This window comes from Janthinobacterium salmonicoloratum, assembly GCF_051380845.1.
In the GTDB taxonomy this organism is placed as follows: Bacteria; Pseudomonadota; Gammaproteobacteria; order Burkholderiales; family Burkholderiaceae_D; genus Janthinobacterium; species Janthinobacterium lividum_F.
Genome location: NZ_JBNYXV010000008.1, coordinates 8,911 through 27,658, shown reverse-complemented (window position 1 = coordinate 27,658; position 18,748 = coordinate 8,911). Strand labels below are relative to the sequence as shown.

Annotated in this window: 2 protein-coding genes; both read left to right on the top strand. The window is 58.1% G+C overall.

What is annotated here, in order from left to right; translation table 11 throughout:
- Positions 1-37 precede the first annotated feature (37 nt).
- Positions 38-17,833: a two-partner secretion domain-containing protein gene (locus tag ACQ4WY_RS25435; protein ID WP_436506466.1), complete on the top strand. Its 17,796-nt coding sequence runs from the start codon at positions 38-40 to the stop codon at positions 17,831-17,833.
- Positions 17,833-18,252 (top strand): hypothetical protein, encoded by a 420-nt coding sequence (locus tag ACQ4WY_RS25430; protein ID WP_436506465.1) that lies wholly within the window; start codon positions 17,833-17,835, stop codon positions 18,250-18,252. Before ACQ4WY_RS25435 ends, ACQ4WY_RS25430 begins: the two co-directional genes overlap by 1 nt.
- Positions 18,253-18,748: the final 496 nt, after the last annotated feature.

Here is an 18,748-nt window from a genome sequence, read left to right as displayed (position 1 = left end):
CCTTTATCGCATCATTTAGTTGTCAGTAGGACATTTCATGAACAAGAACCTGTACCGCATCATCTTCAACAAACGCCGTGGCCAACTGATGGTCGTCGCTGAAAACGCTTCCTCGCAAGGCAAGGCAGCCAAGGGAGAGGGTGGCTTGGACAGCGGCGTGTTCGGCGGGGATGGGGCGGGAGTGAATGCGACCATCAGGCCGCTGGCGCTGGCTATCTTTAGCGCGCTGGGCATGGTGAGCTTTCTGGCCGGCCCGGCCATGGGACAGATCGTGGCTGACCCGAACGCGCCGGGCCGCCAGCGTCCGACCGTGGTGCAAAGCGCCAACGGCGTGACGCAGGTGAACATCCAGACGCCGAGCGCGGCCGGTGTGTCGCGCAATACCTACAGCCAGTTCGACGTGACGGCGGACGGCGCCATCCTGAACAATAGCCGCGGCAATGTGCAGACGCAGACGGGCGGCTGGGTGCAGGGCAACCCATGGCTGGCAGGCGGCAGTGCGCGCGTGATCCTGAACGAAGTCAATTCGGCCAACCCCAGCCAGCTGCGCGGCTATGTTGAGGTAGCGGGCCAGCGGGCCGAAGTCGTCATTGCCAACCCGGCCGGCGTGGCCATCGATGGCGGCGGGTTCATCAATGCCAGCCGCGTCACGCTGACGACGGGAACACCGATCCTCAACGGCGGCAACCTGGACGGCTACATGGTGCAGCGCGGCGTGGTCAGCATCAACGGGCGGGGCCTGGATACGTCGCTGAGCAACTACACGGCCATCCTCGCGCGCGCCGCGCAGATCAATGGCGGCATCTGGGCGCAGGAATTGAAAGTGGTGACGGGCGCCAACCAGATTGATGCGGCGCATGGTGTGGCGGGCGCTGCGTCTGGCGTGGGGCCGGCCCCAGCGTATGCATTAGACGTGGCGCAACTGGGTGGCATGTATGCGGGCAAGATCACCCTGGTCGGCACGGAAGCGGGCCTGGGCGTGCGCAATGCGGGCGTCTTGGCGGCCACGGCAGGCAACCTGGTGCTGCAAGCGAACGGTTGGCTGAGCAATAGCGGCAATATCCAGTCCGCGGGCGCGGGCAGCCAGACCAGCATCGCCATTACGGGCGACGTGGCCAACAGCGGTACCGTGTATGCGGGCGGCGACAGCCAGGTGCAGGCGCAGGGCAATATTGCCAACAGCGGCGTGATCGCTGCCCAGGGCAATGTCAAGGTGCAAGCCACGGGCGCGGCAGCGCGCATCGATGCCACGGCTGGTTCGGTACTGGCGGCTGGCTTAAATCTGGACAATACCTTGGCCGCCAGCGGCAAGCTGAGCGTTTCTGCTGGCGACACCATTGCCGTGCATGGCACGGCGGTGGCCGGCGGTGATGGCAGCCTGACGGCGCGCCGGCTGGAACTGGCCGACGCACAAGTGTCGGGCGCGAACGTCAGCCTGGGCGCCAGTGCCGGCGACCTCGACGCCCGCCGCGCGCAGGTCAGTGCGCGCGAGCGCCTGCAGCTGGACGCGGCGCAGACCGTGCGCAGCGATGGCGGACAACTGACGGGCCAGCAGCTGGGCGTGAACGCGCACGACTTGTCGAACGTGGGCGGCCAGATCATGCAACTGGGCGCCGGCGACCTGGCGATTCAATTGCCGGGAAGCCTGGACAATACGCGCGGCGTCATCGCCACGAATAGCCAGGCCTTGCGCCTGCAGGCGGGTAGCTTGAGTAACCAGGACGGCCAAATCCAGCATGCGGGCACGGGCGCGCTGGAGATCGGCGCGGCGCAGATCAACTTGCAGCGCGGCAGCATCATCAGCAACGGCGCCATGGCGCTGACGGGAGAGCAGGTCGACCACCGCGATGCCCGCACGGTAGCGGGGCAAATCAGCATCAATGCCGGTAGCTTGGACAACCGGGGCGGCAGCCTGGCGCAGAGCGGCCAGGGCGCGACCGGCGTGCAGGTGCGCGGCGGGCTGGACAACCGCGGTGGCGCGGTGGAAAGCAATGGCGCTTTGAGCGTGCAGGCGGGTCATGTACAAAATCAGAAGGGCCGTATCGTGTCGGGCACGGACCTGGCATTGTCCACAAGCGCGCTGGACAACACCGAGGCGACCCTGGCGGCGGGCCGTACACTGCGCCTCGACAGCGGCGACGTCAACAATACGCGCGGCCAGATCCAGGCAGTGGCGGGCGATGCGGCCTTGACGGTGGCAAAACTGAACAATACGGCCGGCAGCGTATTTGCCGGTGGCAACCTTGCCACCCGGGCCAACGAAGTGCTCAATAGCGGCAACCTGTATGCCGGCGGTAACCAGGCGCTGCAGGTCAGCCGCGCCGTCAGCAACAGCGGCGTGATCGCCGCGCAGGGCGACAACCGCATCGACGCCAGCCGCATCGACAGTGCCGTTGGCAGCTTGCTGGGCGCCGGCATCCGCGCCGACGGCAGCCTGGCCGGCAGCGGCCAGCTGCAGCTGACGGCCACGCAAGCGATCGCGGCCCACGGCCAGAACCTGGCCGCTGGCAAGACCAGCATGCACGCCACCGCCATCGACCTGAGCGGTAGCCAGACGGGCGGCGTGGCCATTGATTTGAATGCCAGCGTCGGCAATGTCGTGACTGATAACGCGCTGGTGACGACCACTGGCTTGCTGTCCGTGGCGACGACCGGCAGCGGCCAGTCCCTGTCGAACGTGCGCGGCACCCTGAGCGCGGGGCAGTTGGACATCAAAACAGGATCTCTCGATAACCGCGGCGGCACCCTGATTCAGACGGGCAATGGCGACACCACCTTGCAAGGCAGCACCCTGGACAACACGGGCGGGCGCATCGCCGTCAACAGCGCCAAGCTGGCGCTGACTGCGGAACATGTGAGTAACCGCGATGGCAGCATCGAACACGCGGGCACGGGGAGCTTGCACATTGAAGCAGCGCGTTTCGATGATGAGCGGGGCAAGGTGACGGGCAATGGCTTAGTCGCTATCCAGGCGGAAACGATCGACCACCGCCAGGCAGTGACGTCCGGACAGCAGGTAACAGTGCAGGCCGGCCAGCTGGACAATAGTGATGGTACCCTGCAGCAGACGGGAGGGGGGCAGATGCGCGTGGAAGTGGCGCAGACCCTGGACAATACGCGCGGCACCATCGCCGGCAATGGCGGCCTGCAAGTGCAAGCAGGCGTGCTGGACAACAACAAGGGGCGCATCACCTCGGCCGCCTCGGCAGATATCGTCAGCAAAGGTGTGCTGAAGAATACGGATGGCGTGATTGCCGCCACGCAGACGCTGCAGTTGGCAGGTATCGGAATCGACAACACCCGAGGCGTATTGCAGGCGGACAATTTGCGTCTGGATGCCATTACCTTGCTGAACCAGCAGGGGACGGTGAGCGCCGGTTCGGACTTAACTGCGCGCCTCAGCGGTGATTTGAATAACGCTGGTCTTCTGTACGCGGGCCGCAACCAGCAACTGACGGTAGGTGGATTGCTGAACAACACGGGATCGATTGCTTCCGTCAACAACACCCATATTACCGCTGGCAAAGTGACCAGCAGCGGCTTGCTGGGCGCCGGCGTCAAGGCGGACGGCAGCCTGGGCACGGCGGGCGACTTGACCATCAACGCCGATGGCGTGTTGCAAGCGAGCGGGCAGAACCTGGCGGCGGGCAGCGCGGTGCTGTCGGGCGAGGCCATTGATTTGTCGGGCAGCCAGACAGGCGCCGCCAACATCGCCATTGCCGCGCGCAGCGGCGATGTGCAGACCAACAAAGCCGTCATTTCCGCTAGTGATCTGCTGTCCATTACCGCCAATGCGGCCAATGGTCAAGCTCTGGTGAACAGCCAGGGGCAGCTGGTGGGCGGTCAGTTGCAACTGACCGTGGCCAACCTGAACAACGCCAGCGGCGACATCGTGCAGACGGGCACCGGCGACACCACTATCACGACAGGTAAGCTGGACAATACGGCCGGCCGCATCGCCGTGAACAGCGCCAAGCTGGCCTTGAACGCGACGGTGTTGACGAATATCAATGGCAAGCTGGAACACGCAGGTGCGGGTGTTCTGGCCATCCACGCGGGCCAGTTCGACAATCAATACGGCAAGATCACGGGCAATGGCGAGGTCTATATCACGGCAGCTACCCTGGATCACCGCAATGCGACCACCGTCGCCAACCAGCTGAGCGTCAATGCAGGTAGCCTGGATAACCGTGCCGGTAGCCTGGCGCAGACGGGCACGGGTTTGATGAGCATCAACAGCACGGGCCTGCTGGACAACACGGGCGGCAAGATCGAAGGCAATGGCGATGCGCTGGTGAAAGCCACAAGCTTGCTGAACAGCAAGGGCCGCATCGTGGCGGCGCAGGATACCGCGTTGAACGTGGGTACCCTGGACAATACGGAAGGAACCGTGGCAGCTGGGCGTCATCTGGAACTATCCGGTGGCGACATCGACAATACCAAGGGCCAACTGCAGGCTGTGGCCGGCAATGCGATCTTGACTGTCGGTAAATTGAACAATGCCACCGGCAGCGTGTTTGCTGGCGGCAACCTGAACACCACGCTGGAGACCTTGAATAACACGGGCAGCCTGTATGCGGCCGGGAATCAATCCCTTACCGCAACGGGCGCAGTCACAAACACGGGCGTCATCGCTGCAGAAGGCAACAACGGCCTCACGGCAAATAGTCTCGACAGCAGTGCAAGCAGCTTGATCGGCGCGGGTATCCAGGCCGATGGCAAGCTGGGCACGGCTGGCGACCTGACGATCAGCACCACACAGGATCTCGCTGCACACGGCCAGACCCTGGCGGCAGGCAATGCCAATCTGACCGGTGCCTCGGTTGATATCAGTGGTAGCCAGACCAGCGCCGCCAACATCGGCCTGACGGCAACACAGGGCGAGGTCAGCACGAATAAATCGGTGGTAACGACGCCAGGTAAGCTGACTGTGACGACCAGCGCGACCCTGCACAACACGGAAGGTACTTTGCAGGCGGGCCAGCTGGATCTGCATTTGGGCAATCTGGATAATGCCAAGGGCACGGTGCTGCAGACGGGCACAGGCGATACTGTCATTCAGACGGGCAGTCTCGACAACACGGCCGGCCGCATCGCCGTCAACAGCAATAATCTGACTCTCGATGCGACCACGCTGACGAACCGCGATGGCAAGATCGAGCATGCGGGAACAGGCATTTTGTCTGTGCAAGCGGGCATGCTGGACAACAGCAAGGGGCGCATCACGTCCGCCGCCTCGGCGGAGATTGTCAGCAAGGGCGTGCTGAAGAATACGGATGGTGTGATCGCCGCCACCCAGGCGCTGCAGTTGACGGGTATTGGACTCGACAACACGCGCGGCGTGTTGCAGGCGGACAATTTACGTCTTGATGTTGCGACCTTGCTGAACCAGCAGGGCACCGTGAGTGCAGGAACGGATCTGACGGCCAAAATCAATGGTGACCTGAACAATGCCGGCCTGTTGTATGCAGGCCGCAACCAGCAATTGACGGTGGGAGGTCTGCTTAACAACAGCGGTTCCATCGCTTCTGTGAATAACACGACGATTTCCGCCGGAAAAGTGACCAGCAGCGGCTTGCTGGGCGCCGGTGTGAAAGCGGACGGCAGCCTGGGTACGGCAGGCGACTTGACCATTAACGCGGATGGCGTGCTGCAAGCGAGCGGGCAGAACCTGGCGGCAGGCAATGCCGTGCTGGTGGGCGTGAATGTGGACCTGTCTGGCAGCCAGACGGGCGCCAGCAATATCGCCATCACGGCACGCGACGGCAATGTCGTCGCCAACAAAGCAGTGATTTCCGCCAGCAACGTGCTGGCCATCACGGCCAATGCAAATAATGCACAGTCGCTGGTGAATATCCAGGGTCAGTTGGTGGGTGGTCAGTTGCAATTGAATGTGGCGAACCTGAACAACGCCAGTGGCGAGATCGTGCAGACGGGCACGGGTGACACCGTCATCACCACCGGCAAGCTGGACAACACAGCCGGCCGCATCGCCGTAAACAGCAATAACCTGGCCTTGAACGCCACGGTCTTGACGAACATCAATGGCAAGCTGGAGCACGCAGGTGCCGGCATCCTGGCCATCAACGCGGGCCAGTTCAACAACCAGTTCGGCAAGATCACGGGTAATGGCAAGCTTGACATCACGGCGGCGGCCTTCGACCACCGCAATGCCACCACCATCGCCAATCAGCTGACGGTCAACGCAGGCAGCCTGGACAACCGCGCCGGCAACCTGGCGCAGACGGGCACAGGCTTGATGACGGTCGCGGCCACGGGCCAGCTCGACAACACGGGCGGAAAGATTGAAGGCAATGGCGATGCGCTGGTGAAAGCAGTTACCTTGCTGAACAAAACGGGCCGCATCGTGGCGGCGCAGGATGCCGAGTTGAACATCGGCAGCGTGGACAACACGGATGGCACGGTCGTGGCAGGCCGCAATCTGGCATTGACCGGTGGCGACATCGACAATACCAGGGGCCAGCTGCAAGCCGTGGCGGGCGATGCGACCTTGAAGGTTGGCAAGCTGAACAACACCGCGGGCAGCGTGTTTGCCGGCGCCAACCTGAACGCTACCCTGGCGAGCCTGAACAATACCGGCAGTCTGTACGCGGCCGGAAATCAAACCCTGAACGCCAGCGGCGCCATCGTGAACACGGGCGTCATCGCGGCGCAGGGCAACACCAGCCTGACAGCCAATAGCTTCGACAGCGGCGCAAGCAGCCTGATCGGTGCCGGCATGCAGGCCGATGGCAAGCTGGGCACGGTTGGTGACCTGACGATCAGCATTACACAAACACTGGCCGCGCATGGTCAGAACCTGGCGGCGGGCAAGGCGAACCTAACGGGTGTCAGCGTCGATATCAGCGGCAGCCAGACCAGCGGCGCCGACATCGGCTTGACGGCAACAACGGGCGATGTCAGCACGAATAAAGCGGTGGTCACGACGCCAGGCACATTGAACGTGACGAGCAACGCGACCTTGCACAACACGGAAGGCACTTTGCAGGCAAGCCAACTGGATCTGCATGTGGGCAATCTGGACAACGCCAAGGGTACGGTGTTGCAGACGGGCACGGGCGACACGAGCATCGTTACAGGCAATCTGGATAACACAGCGGGCCGCATTGCTGTCAACAGCACGAATGTGACCCTCGATGCCGCCACCGTCACCAACAAGGACGGCAAGATTGAACATGCGGGCACGGGAAGCCTGACTATCAAGGCGCCAACACTCGATGGCAGTGGCGGCACGATTATCGGCAACGGTCTTGTTGATATCGCGGCTGGGGAGTTCAATCACAGTAAGGCAATTACCTCGGCAAACCAGCTGCTTGTTCACGCCGAGACGATGAATAACCAGGGCGGAAAGCTGCAAACGACCGGCAAGGCCGAGGTGCAGGTGAGGCAGGGCCTGGAGAACGGTGGTGGCACCATTGCGGCAAATGGTCTGTTGCAAGTCTCGGCAGCTAGACTCGACAATGCCAAGGGCAGCATCAATGCCGCCACCGATGTCACGGTGGTGGTGCTCGGTGCGCTCAATAATACGGGGGGCGTGATTGCTGGCGGGGAAACCTCGCAGGTGATAGCGCAAGCCATCGACAATACACATGGCGTGATGCAGGCGGGGAAAGGGAAATTGGGGATCGATGCCGGCAGCCTCCTCAATACTGGCGGTGAAATCAGCGCCGGGACTGATCTGACGGCGACGATACACGCCGATATGCAAAATGCCGGCCTGTTATATGCCGGTGGCGAACAGTCGCTGAAGGTGACGGGGGCGCTCGTCAATACGGGTTCCATTGCGGCGCTGGGCAGCAGCACTGTGGCAGTGGGCAGCATGACGGGCAACGGTTTGCTTGGCGCGGGATTGAAGACGGACGGATCGTTGGCGAAAACGGGGGACTTGAGTGTCCGCGCTGGCGGTGTCCTGCAGCTTGGCGGGAAAAATCTCGCTGCCGGCAACATCGTATTGGGCGGTGCGGCGCTTGACCTTTCGGGCAGCCAGACCAGCGGTGTCAATATCGCGTTGGCCGCCGGTAGCGGTGACATCAACACCGCGCGCGCGACGGTCAGTACGTCGGGACTGCTCAGCATCATGGCCAGTGCGCAGAACGGTCAAACCTTGCTCAACCAGCAAGGCAGCTTGAGCGCCGGACAGCTCGACTTCCGCTTGGCCAATGTGAACAATGCCGGCGGCAGCATTATTCAGACGGGTAGTGGCGACAGCGCCATTGTGCTGACAGGGCCTGACGGTAGCCTGGACAATACAGGCGGACGCATTGCCACCAACAGCCAGAACTTGCAATTAAAAGCAGGGAAGCTGACGAATACGGATGGCAAGATCGAGCACGCCGGTAGCGGCACACTGTCGATCACTGCGGCGAATTTGTATGCGCAACGGAGCCAGATTACGGGCAATGGCGCACTGGACGTGCGGGCTGATTATGTGGATCACCGCAACGGCAGTGCAATTGCACAGCAAGTAAATTTTGCGACCGCGACGTTGGACAACCGCCACGGCGAACTGGTGCAATTGGGAACCGGCAAGGCATCGATCACGGCCAGCATCAGCCTGGACAATGGAAATGGCAAGATTGAAAGCAACGGCAGCACTGCGCTGGACACGGGGCGGTTGTTGAACCAGTCCGGGCGCATCGTGTCCGGCGGCTCGCTGGAAGTGGGGGCAAGCGGGGGATTGGATAACAGTGATGGTACCGTTGCTGGCAGCAAGGGGCTGTTGTTGATGGCAGGCGATGTGAATAATACGCGCGGCAGCTTGCAGGCGATTACTGGCGATGCCAGCTTGCATGTGAAGGACTTCAGCAATAGCGGAGGCAATGTTTTTGCTGCCGCGAATCTGTTGACCCAAGCGGTAAATGTCACCAGCACAGGCAGCCTATATGCGGGCGGTACTCAAGTACTGACCGCCACCCGCAAGCTCAGCAATGGTGGCGTGATCGCTGCGCTGGGCGATACCAGCATTTCCGCAGCCAGCCTAGACAGCAGCAAGGGCGGCTTGATTGCGGCAGGCATGCAAGCGGATGGGAAATTGGCCACGACGGGCAATCTTGCCATCACGACAGTGCAGGAGTTGCGCGCTGCAGGCCAGAATCTAGCTGCAGGACATATTGTTTTCAAAGGTAATGCGGTCGATCTGGGCGGTAGCCTCAGCAGCGGCGCCAGTATCGCCCTGACAGCTACCGGCGGCGATATCAGCACCAGTGGCGCAGTCGTCAATACCGCCGGCACCTTGAGTGTTGACGCACAGTCGAATAGTGGGCAAAGCTGGAATAACAACAAGGGCGAGATTGTTGCCGGGCAGTTGCAGGTACAAACCGCCAACTTGAGCAACAACAAGGGCAGTATCGTGCAGAGCGGTAGCGGCGACACGGCCATTGTGATGCGCGTACCGGATGGTATTCTTGATAATGCCGATGGCCGCATTGCCGTTAACAGTGCCAACTTGACGCTGGGTGCGGGTACCCTGACCAATGTAGGCGGAAAAATTGAGCACGCGGGCAATGGTTTGTTGGCCATCGATGTTGCCGCATTGAATGGTCAACGGGGCCAGATCACCGCCAACGGGAAACTGGATATTACCGCAACGAGCATCGATCATCGCAATGCCAGTACGCAGGCGGGGCAACTGACGGTCAAGACAGCCAACCTGGATAACAGTCAAGGCGAGCTGATTCAGCTGGGGCAGGGTGCGAGTAGCATCGCTGTCTCGCAGACACTGAATAATCAAGGTGGCAAGATCGCCAGCAACGGCAATGCCACGGTGAGCGCACAGACGCTGAATAACCAGGGCGGCACCTTGCAGGCTGCAGGCACATCCACGCTGCATCTGACTGCTGGCACGAGCCTCGACAATACCAGCGGCACGATCGCAGCCGGCAGCAACGCAACGCTTCAGGTAGGACGTTTGCTCAACCATGGCGGCTCCATGACCGCCAGTGGTGCTATGACGGTAACGGCTGCGCAGGCGCTCGACAATTCCGCTGGCCTGTTGGCGGCCAACGGTAATCTGGATGTGAGCGCGTCCAGTCTCGACAATACGGGCGGTAAACTGGCCAGTATCACGGGCAACCTGATCGCTAGTACGGGCCAGTTGCTCAACGATAGCGGGAAAATGCAGGCCGGTGGCGACATCACCGTGCATAGCGCGAGCCTCAGCAATTCACTGGCGGCAGGCCATGTGGAGGCGGGTAGCATCACGGGCCGCAATGTCAGTATTGATACAAGCGGCCAGACGCTGGGAAATTCCCTAGGTACCATTGCCGCTTCGCAAACACTGAATTTGCAGACGGGGGTGCTGAACAATGAAGGCGGCCTGCTCCAGGCAGGAGGCCCGCTGGTGCTCAACACGCACGGTCAGACCTTGAATAACAGCAATGCGTCGGCCTATACGGTACGGCATCCTGGGGCGGCGGGTGGCATCAGCAGTGGCAGCAGCGTGACCTTGGCGACAGGCAACTGGAACAACGTCGGTGGGTACTTTGGATCTGTCGGCCAAGTGGGCGGCAGCACGGGCTACATCGATAATCGCACTGGGAAAATTGTCTCAAGTGGCGGGCTTGACCTTGCCATTGGCGGCTTGGGAAATCAGGGTGGGCAAGTACAAGTCGTGGGCAATCTGGGCTTGCAGGCGGGTAGCGGCACGATCGACAATACCTCCGGCCTGATCCGCAGCGGCGCCACAGTAACGCTGGGCGCAGGCGCTATTGTCAATCAAGCCACGCAGGGTGCTAGCCAGGGGATAGAAGGACGGGACGTCAATCTATCTGCGGCGAGCGTGAACAACAGCCAGGGTGGCTTGCGTGCGGACAATAATTTGACCATACGCAGCAGCGGCAGCGTGAACAATACTGCTGGTCTCATCAGCTCAAACAATGCTGTCAGCGTGCAGGACGATGGCGGCAACCGTACTCTGGCGATAACGAATGCCGGCGGCACCATTATTGGCGGCCAGCTGGCCGCCATCCGGGCGGCGACCTTGAGCGGTGCTGGTAACCTGATGTCGAAAGGAGACCTGAGCCTCGACTTGGGTGGCAACTACACGGTAGACGCCGGGGCACAGGTGATTGCCAATCGTCACGCTACGCTGACGGTTTCGGGCAACCTCGTCAACGCAGGTAAAGTGCAGGCGGGGAGCACGCTGGCGATCAACGCCGGCAATCTCGATAACACCGCGAGCGGCGACATCAATGCCAATCTCAGCCAGGTGAGGGTAGGCGGCACGCTGAGTAACCACGGGGTGATCGATGGCGTGTACACGCAGATCGACGCGGGCATTCTGAATAATATCGGTAGTGGACGCATCTACGGTAGTGAGCTGAGCATCGCCGCAGGCACGTTGAATAACGATGTCGAAGGCGGCGTCGCCGCGACCATCGCTTCGCGCGGCAGTCTGGATATCGGCGCCACGACGATCAGCAACCGGGAGCATGCGCTGATTTTGAGTTCAGGCGATATGGCCATTGGTGGGGCATTGGATGGTAATCGCCGTGCGATGGGGGCCGCTGCCAGCGTCACGAATGCCAGCGCCACTATACAAGCGCTGGGTAACTTGGCCTTACGTGCGGGTGAGGTCGCTTTGTTGAACAATCATTTTCGTGCAGAGTTTCTGGAGGCGGGGAAGATAGAAAGTTTTCATGAATATGAGGCTTTTGGCAAACGTTACGTTGCTGGTGCTGTGGGAGTAAGAGTGGAGACGAATGGTTGGAGTAATACTTTTCTATACACTCCTGATGGCATGACGGGGTATTTTAATGAATTAATTTATACCCGTTCAGTAATTGGCTCTAAGGTTGTGGAAAGTGATCCGGGAATAATTGTCGCAGGTGGGAATTTGAATGTCGATGCTTATAAAATAACCAATCACAATAGCCGTTTTATAGCAGGAAAAACGCTGACAGTTGAAAGCATTATTAAGGATAATCGCTCCACGGATAATCAGAAACTGATTGCTGAGGTTGGGCGAGTCGCTATTTATGAGCCGCTTAACCTTGAATCCAATGGACAGGATCCGTGGTGGACTGCCCTACCTGAATTTACAGAATTTCGAACGGAGAAAATTGATAAAGGTAACGATGCAGGCACCGAGCCCACAATTCCTTCGAATAGCGTTGCTGCTCGATCAGACATCACCGCTAGCGGCGCAACCAGTGGAGTTGGGGCCGCCAATGTCAATGTATGGCTTCATGCCATTGGCAACACCGTAGTTAATGTCGCTGGCGTTGGTGCTGCAAACGGACAGCTGGCGGACGGTGTTGAGGGCATTGGTAAGCTCACTGGAAGTGATATCGTGGGCGATGCAGGCAAGACCGGTGCAATAGGTCTCGTTGGAGGGCGAACTGTTGGTGGCGTACATGGTGCGAACGCAAGTGTCGAGGTATCTTTAATTGAACAGGCTGGTGTTGCAACTGGTACTACTGCTGCCAATGTAAATGCAGCAAGTGGTGCCAGCGATCAGCAATCCAGCAATCGTGTCGGGGCAGCGGGCAAACCCGGAAGCTTTTCAACAGTGGCAGATAAAACTATAGAAAACTTGAGATTTTCAGGTGACGCGACCCATATAGGCGACTCAAGCCAGTTAGCCATTGAGATGCAGGAGAAGCCGAATACTGTGGATATGGTATCGGGGGCGCATGGTAGTGACCGTACAGGTAATGCTGGCAAGGCCCACAGTATCGCCGCAGTAGCCTCCAAGGCAATATTGAAGGCCGATGGCGTGGCCGCTGTTGCCCAGGCTGACATCAAGGGTGGCGAGACCGCCAGCATTGGTGCGGCCGTGGGAGCGGCGGCGAAGGCGGCCCCCGGCGCTAGGGTAGGGCAGGCACGATCCGCGCTGATACAGCAGGTGGCGCTGGCCAATCCGCGTGGCAGGGCCGAAGTGGTCAGGACGGGCGCCAAGCCCGTGCAGTTGCCGAACGCCAGCTTGTTCAAGATCAGCCCGTCGGCCTCGGCGCATTATTTGGTTGAGACCGATCCTCGTTTTGCCAGCTACCGTACATGGACGGGGTCCGACTACATGAGCAGCAAGGTACAGCTTGACCCGGCTGTCACACAGAAGCGCCTGGGCGACGGCTTCTATGAACAACAGTTGGTCAGGGAGCAGTTGGCCGACCTGACAGGCCACCGTTTCACCGGCGACTATACGGACGACGAGGAGCAATACCGTGGTCTGATGGATGCCGGCGTCGGTTATGCCCAGCAATGGGGTATCCGTCCCGGCGTGGCGTTGACGGCTGAACAGATGGCGGCACTGACCAGTGACATTGTCTGGCTGGTTGAACGCGAAGTGACGCTGGCTGATGGCAGCACGCAGAAGGCGCTAGTGCCGCAAGTGTATGTGCGCTTGCGCGCCGATGATATCGATGGTACGGGCGCGCTATTGGCAGGCAAGGACGTCAACATCAATATCAAGGGCGATCTGACCAATAGCGGCACCATCGCCGGACGCGATGTGGTATTGCTGAATGCTGAAAATGTGAATAATCTGGGCGGTCGCATTGACGGCGATGCCGTTGGCATTGCAGCGCGTAACGATTTGAATAACATCAGCGGCACCATCTCGGCCAACAGCACCTTGCAGGCAAGCGCCGGACGCGATATCAATATCGCCACAGGTACTTTTGGTCAAGGACGCGATTTCGACCGCGTGGCGGGCCTGTATGTCAGCGGAGGCGAATTAGGCGGTGGCAACATGATGCTATTGGCCGGGCGAGACGTCAATATCGCTGGTGCCATCGTCAGCAATGCCGGCAAGGGCGGTGCGACAACCATCTCTGCTGGGCGTGACCTGAGCGTGACCACAGTCATTGCCTCTGCCAGTGAAGGCCTTGCCGCTGCGCGCGTCAAGGATATGGCGAGCGAGGTGCAAAGCGATAAAGTGACATTAATTTCAGGCAACGATATCAATAACCGCGGTAGTAGCATCGTGGCCGAAACGCAGTTGCTGGCCAGTGCTGGACGTGATATCAACATTGTTACGACCACCGTTAACACAGGCAGAGAGCGACGCATCGACAGCGGTATTGTTACAGATACCAGCACGGTAGTCGACAAGGTGGCAGGCATGTATGTCACCGGCAGTGGCGAGGGCAACACGTTGATAGCCCAGGCGGGACGCGATATTTCCGTGACGGCAGGCGTCATTGCGAATGCGGGCGTGAATGGCCAGACTGCTTTAATCGCAGGCAATAACCTGAACCTCAATACCGTCACCGTCGCTTCCGCCCACGGCGAAGTGCGCAACGCGGACAATTACAGCAAACAGAGCAAGACCAGCGAAGTAGGCAGCCAGATCATGGGCGCCGGCAATGTCAATTTGCAGGCGGGCCATGATCTGACGGCGCGCGCGGCGGACGTGCAGGCGCAGGGATCGTTGGGCCTGGTGGCGGGCAATGACATCAGCCTGCTCAATGGCTTCCAGAACGAAGTGACCGATGTCGCCAGCAAGTCGACGAAGAAGGGTTTCTGGAACAAGACCACGACGACCAAGCATGACGTGGTCGATACCACCACGGCAATCGGTACCTCGCTTGGCGGCAGCAGCGTGGTGGTGCAGGCAGGGCGCGATCTGCAAGTCACCGGTTCGAGCATCTTGAGCGACGATGCGACGCGATTACTCGCGGGTAACAACATCACGATCGACGCGGCCACCAATACCGTGTACGAACTGCACCATTCCAGCACCAAGAAAAGCGGTTTCATGAGTAGCGGCGGCATCGGATTCAGCTACGGTACCAAGACCACGACGGTGGACCAGGAGCGCGATGCCACCTTGCAAAGCGGCGAGGCGCGCAGTTCGATCGGCGCCACGGGCGGCGCGTTGACGATGGTCGCCGGCAATAACGTGACGATAGGCGGCAGCGATATTCTTGCCGCTACCGATCTCGATATCATCGGCAAGAGCGTCACCATCAAGCCGGGCCAGGACAATGAGAAGGGGAAATTTGAAGTCAAGACGACGCAGGATGGTTTGACCCTGGCTTTGGGCGGCAGCGTGATCAGCGCCATCCAGACCTTGCAAACCATGAGTTCGGCGGCCAGCACGGCCAAGGATGGCCGCGTTACGGCCATGGCGGCGGCCACGGCGGCCATGGCCGCCAAGGACGCTGCCAAGGACATGATGAAGGAAGGCGGTCCAAGCATCAGCATCAGCCTAACGGCGGGCCATTCGGAAAGCATCCAGACGCAAAACACGGCCAGCACGACGCACAGCGGCAGTGTGCTGACAGGCAACAATATCAACATCACGGCACTGGGCGGCGGCAAGGATAGCAATATCAATATCCTCGGCAGCGACTTGAATGCAAAGAATGATATCCGTCTGCATGCTGATAACAACGTCAATTTGCTGGCGGCGCAGGATACCGAAAGCCAGCACAGCAAGAGCTCGAGCATGAGCGCAGCAGCTGGCGTGGCGGCCAGCGTGAGCAGCAAGGGCATGTCCTTTGGCTTCACTGCAAGCGTCAGCGGAAGCAAAGGCCATGAGGATGGCGATGGCAGGACGCAGCTCAACACGCATGTGAACGCGGGCGACAAGCTGGTGATCAGCAGCGGTGGAGACACCAACATCAAGGGCGCCGTGGCCAGCGCCAACCAGGTAATTGCCGACATCAAGGGCAACCTGAATGTGGAAAGCCTGCAGGACACGGCCAAGTTCGACAGCAAGAGCCAGAGCATCTCCGTCAGCGGTACGGTCGGCTTTGGCGCCAGCGTCAGCGGCAGCTATAGCCAAAGCAACATGCACAACGACTATGCCAGCGTGCAGGAGCAAAGCGGCATCAAGGCGGGCGACGGCGGCTTCCAGATCAAGGTCGGCGGTAATACGGACTTGAAGGGCGCCGTCATCAGCGCCACGGAGTTGGGCAAGCTGCACAGCAGCCTGATTACGTCGACTTTGACGCACAGCGATATTGCCAATCATGCGATATCGAAGGGCAGCAGTGTTGGGGTGTCGGGTGGTATGTCCTTTGCTGGCACGGGCACACGAAATGAGAACCTGACGGATGTCGGTGGCAAAAAAGATGCTACTACGGCAGGCCTGCCAGCTATCGTTTCCCTCAGCGAAAATTCCACCAGCACGACCCGTAGCGGTATCAGCGGCGGCACAATCGTCATCACCGACGATGCGGCTCAGCGTGCGGCGACGGGCAAGGGAGCGGAAGACGCTATCGCGGGTTTGAATCGCGATGTGACGACCGGCGTGGATTCTAGCGGCAAGATTGGTAATAACTTCGACAAGGCTGCGTTGCAGGCAACGATGGAGGTGACCAAGGAGTTCGTTAAGGCAGCAGCGCCTTTGTTGGCAAGTAAGGTAGGAGATATTGGCAACGATAAACAAGTAGCGGCAGAGAAAGAATGGACTTATAACCAGAAGCTGGCCAGTGAAGCGAAGGAAAATGGTAACGTTGCGGATGCTAACCGTTATACAACTCTGGCTGAACAGGCTAAAGCCGAATTTGAGTCTTGGGGGGACAATGGTATAAATCGGATTGCGCTGCATGCGGCAGCACAAGGCTTAATTGGTGGTTTAGCAGGAGGGGGAGCTGGAGCGCTGTCTAGTGTTGCTGGGGTAGGCGGCGGCAATTTAGGACAGAGCATGGGTAAGAGTTTAGGTGAGGCAGAAGCGAAAAAACAGGGGCTGGACGGCGAGGCTGCTAGAGCATTAATTAACACTTATCAGCAAGCATTTGCCAGTCTGGGGGGGGCGCTGGGCGGTTTTGTGGCCTCAAGCGGAATGGCGCAGAGCGGTGCCGACGTTTTGGCGAGTGTGGCACAAGGAAGCGGCAGCGCCACGGCCGTGGATATTTATAACAGGCAATTTCACTTTAATGAATATGATAGGGTAAAAGACAATTGTCGAGGTAGCAGTTCAGCTGAATGCGGCAGGATTAATAAAATGAGTGGCGTTCGCTCCGGAATGCCAATGGATGATCCATCCATTCCTGGTGGGAAGGTAGTAGCGAATTATGGTAAAAATGATGAAGTTGTTAGTTATGTAATTATTGATAAAAATAGCAATAAACCAACTTTCATTATGGAGCCTCTTGAGTTCGCTGTATACCGTACGTCGACGCCAGGAATTCAAGCAATGATGCCACTTTCTCCCCAGTATGCTCTCGATGTTGCCTCTGCGACTTTGTATGGAAATTTTGGGGATTGGAATAGTGCAAAAGAGCATGTTATTTCAGGGTTAACCTCCAGGGATAATGTTATTGATCTCTCCATTGGAATGCTTGGTGGTGCTTTTGTAGCTGGCGGAAAGGTTAAGCCTAGAATAGGAATTTCTGAGGGCGGTAAGATAACTATCCCCGAAAATTCTATACCACCCAAAGGTGGCTTAGGGGGAGGAGCATCGATGGTTGACGATTCTGTTTTCCTTCTTGACGAAAGGCAGCTCTTGCCCTCTAATGGGAAACTCAGTGGAGTTCCTGAATCCTGGCCGAATAAGGCTAAGGCAGACCAAGTCAGATCAATTCAACGTCAAAATGAAGCAGGGCAAATTTTGGCTGATCATGGATTGGTTGTGGAGTATCTTCCTTTGCGGAAAGAAAAAGGGGTGGCGAATCCTGATTTGCGTATAAATGGCGAAATCGCAGACGTATATTCTCCCAGTGGGAATAATGTTTTAACGATGAGGGATAAAATAGTTGAAAAGGCGCGAGATCAAGCACCCAATGTGGTTGTTAATCTTGTAGATTCAAAATCATCGATTTCGGAAGTGGCACAATTTTTCCAAAGGAATCCAGTAGAAAATTTGAAATCATTAATTATCATAAAAGATGGTAAAGTTATTGTATTGAAAGTGGGGAAGTAATGGCGCTAGAATTTATTTTGGAAGCTGACTCCGCATTGCGGAGGAGTGAATTAATTAATGCGTTAAGTCATTGTGGAGCTTCGGATTTTTTGGAGGTTGAATATGGTTTTAATGGTGAATTCTTGGATTCGGGAATGAATTTTTATGCCTATGAAAGATCAAAGCCATATTGGGATAGGGTTGGATTTAGGGATTGCGTTGTCGCAGAAAACTTACCTTGCCCTATCGGATGGAGTGTTGGAATTAAGGTTATTTTTAGATTTTCCAATTTAAATTATGAAATGTGCAATCGAGATATGACGTGCTTGGTTAAGTATTTGGCGGGTAATAGTAGCGCGAGATTTGTTGTTTCATTTCAATATGAAAATATTTATGTAATTAGAGATGATAAAGATTTGAAATTTTTAATTGATTTTTAAGGGTGTTGCTGTAGATGTGGGGGCATCTATTTGCATAGGAGTTCAGTCTTGATTGGTCTTTTCTGTTGTGTATTCCACTTTTTTAAATATTCGTGTGGCTCGGCGGAGTATTCTACTCGATAAGTAAAAAGTGGTAACGATGTTGTATATGCTAAAGGAAACGCGATCTACAGTAATCATGTGCCATCGCTTCGCCCCTATTGCTGTAGCGTGCTTTATGTTGGGGCAAGCGTGGAAGGGCAGTGCAGTGATCGGACCTATATTGCGACAATCTATTGAAATCGATCGCGAACCGGGGGCGGGTCCGCCGTTCGTACACGATGTTAGCCTTGGCCGTCTCGATCAGCAGCAAGTTGCGCTTTATTCTCTTGATTAAATGCCGATACGGCCCGACTGACTGTTCTACTCGATACGTGAAAGGCGGCGGTGATGTGGAACATGGTAAAAGCGGTAGGCAGATAAGCGTGCCATTGTTTCGTCTCTGTCGCTATAGCGG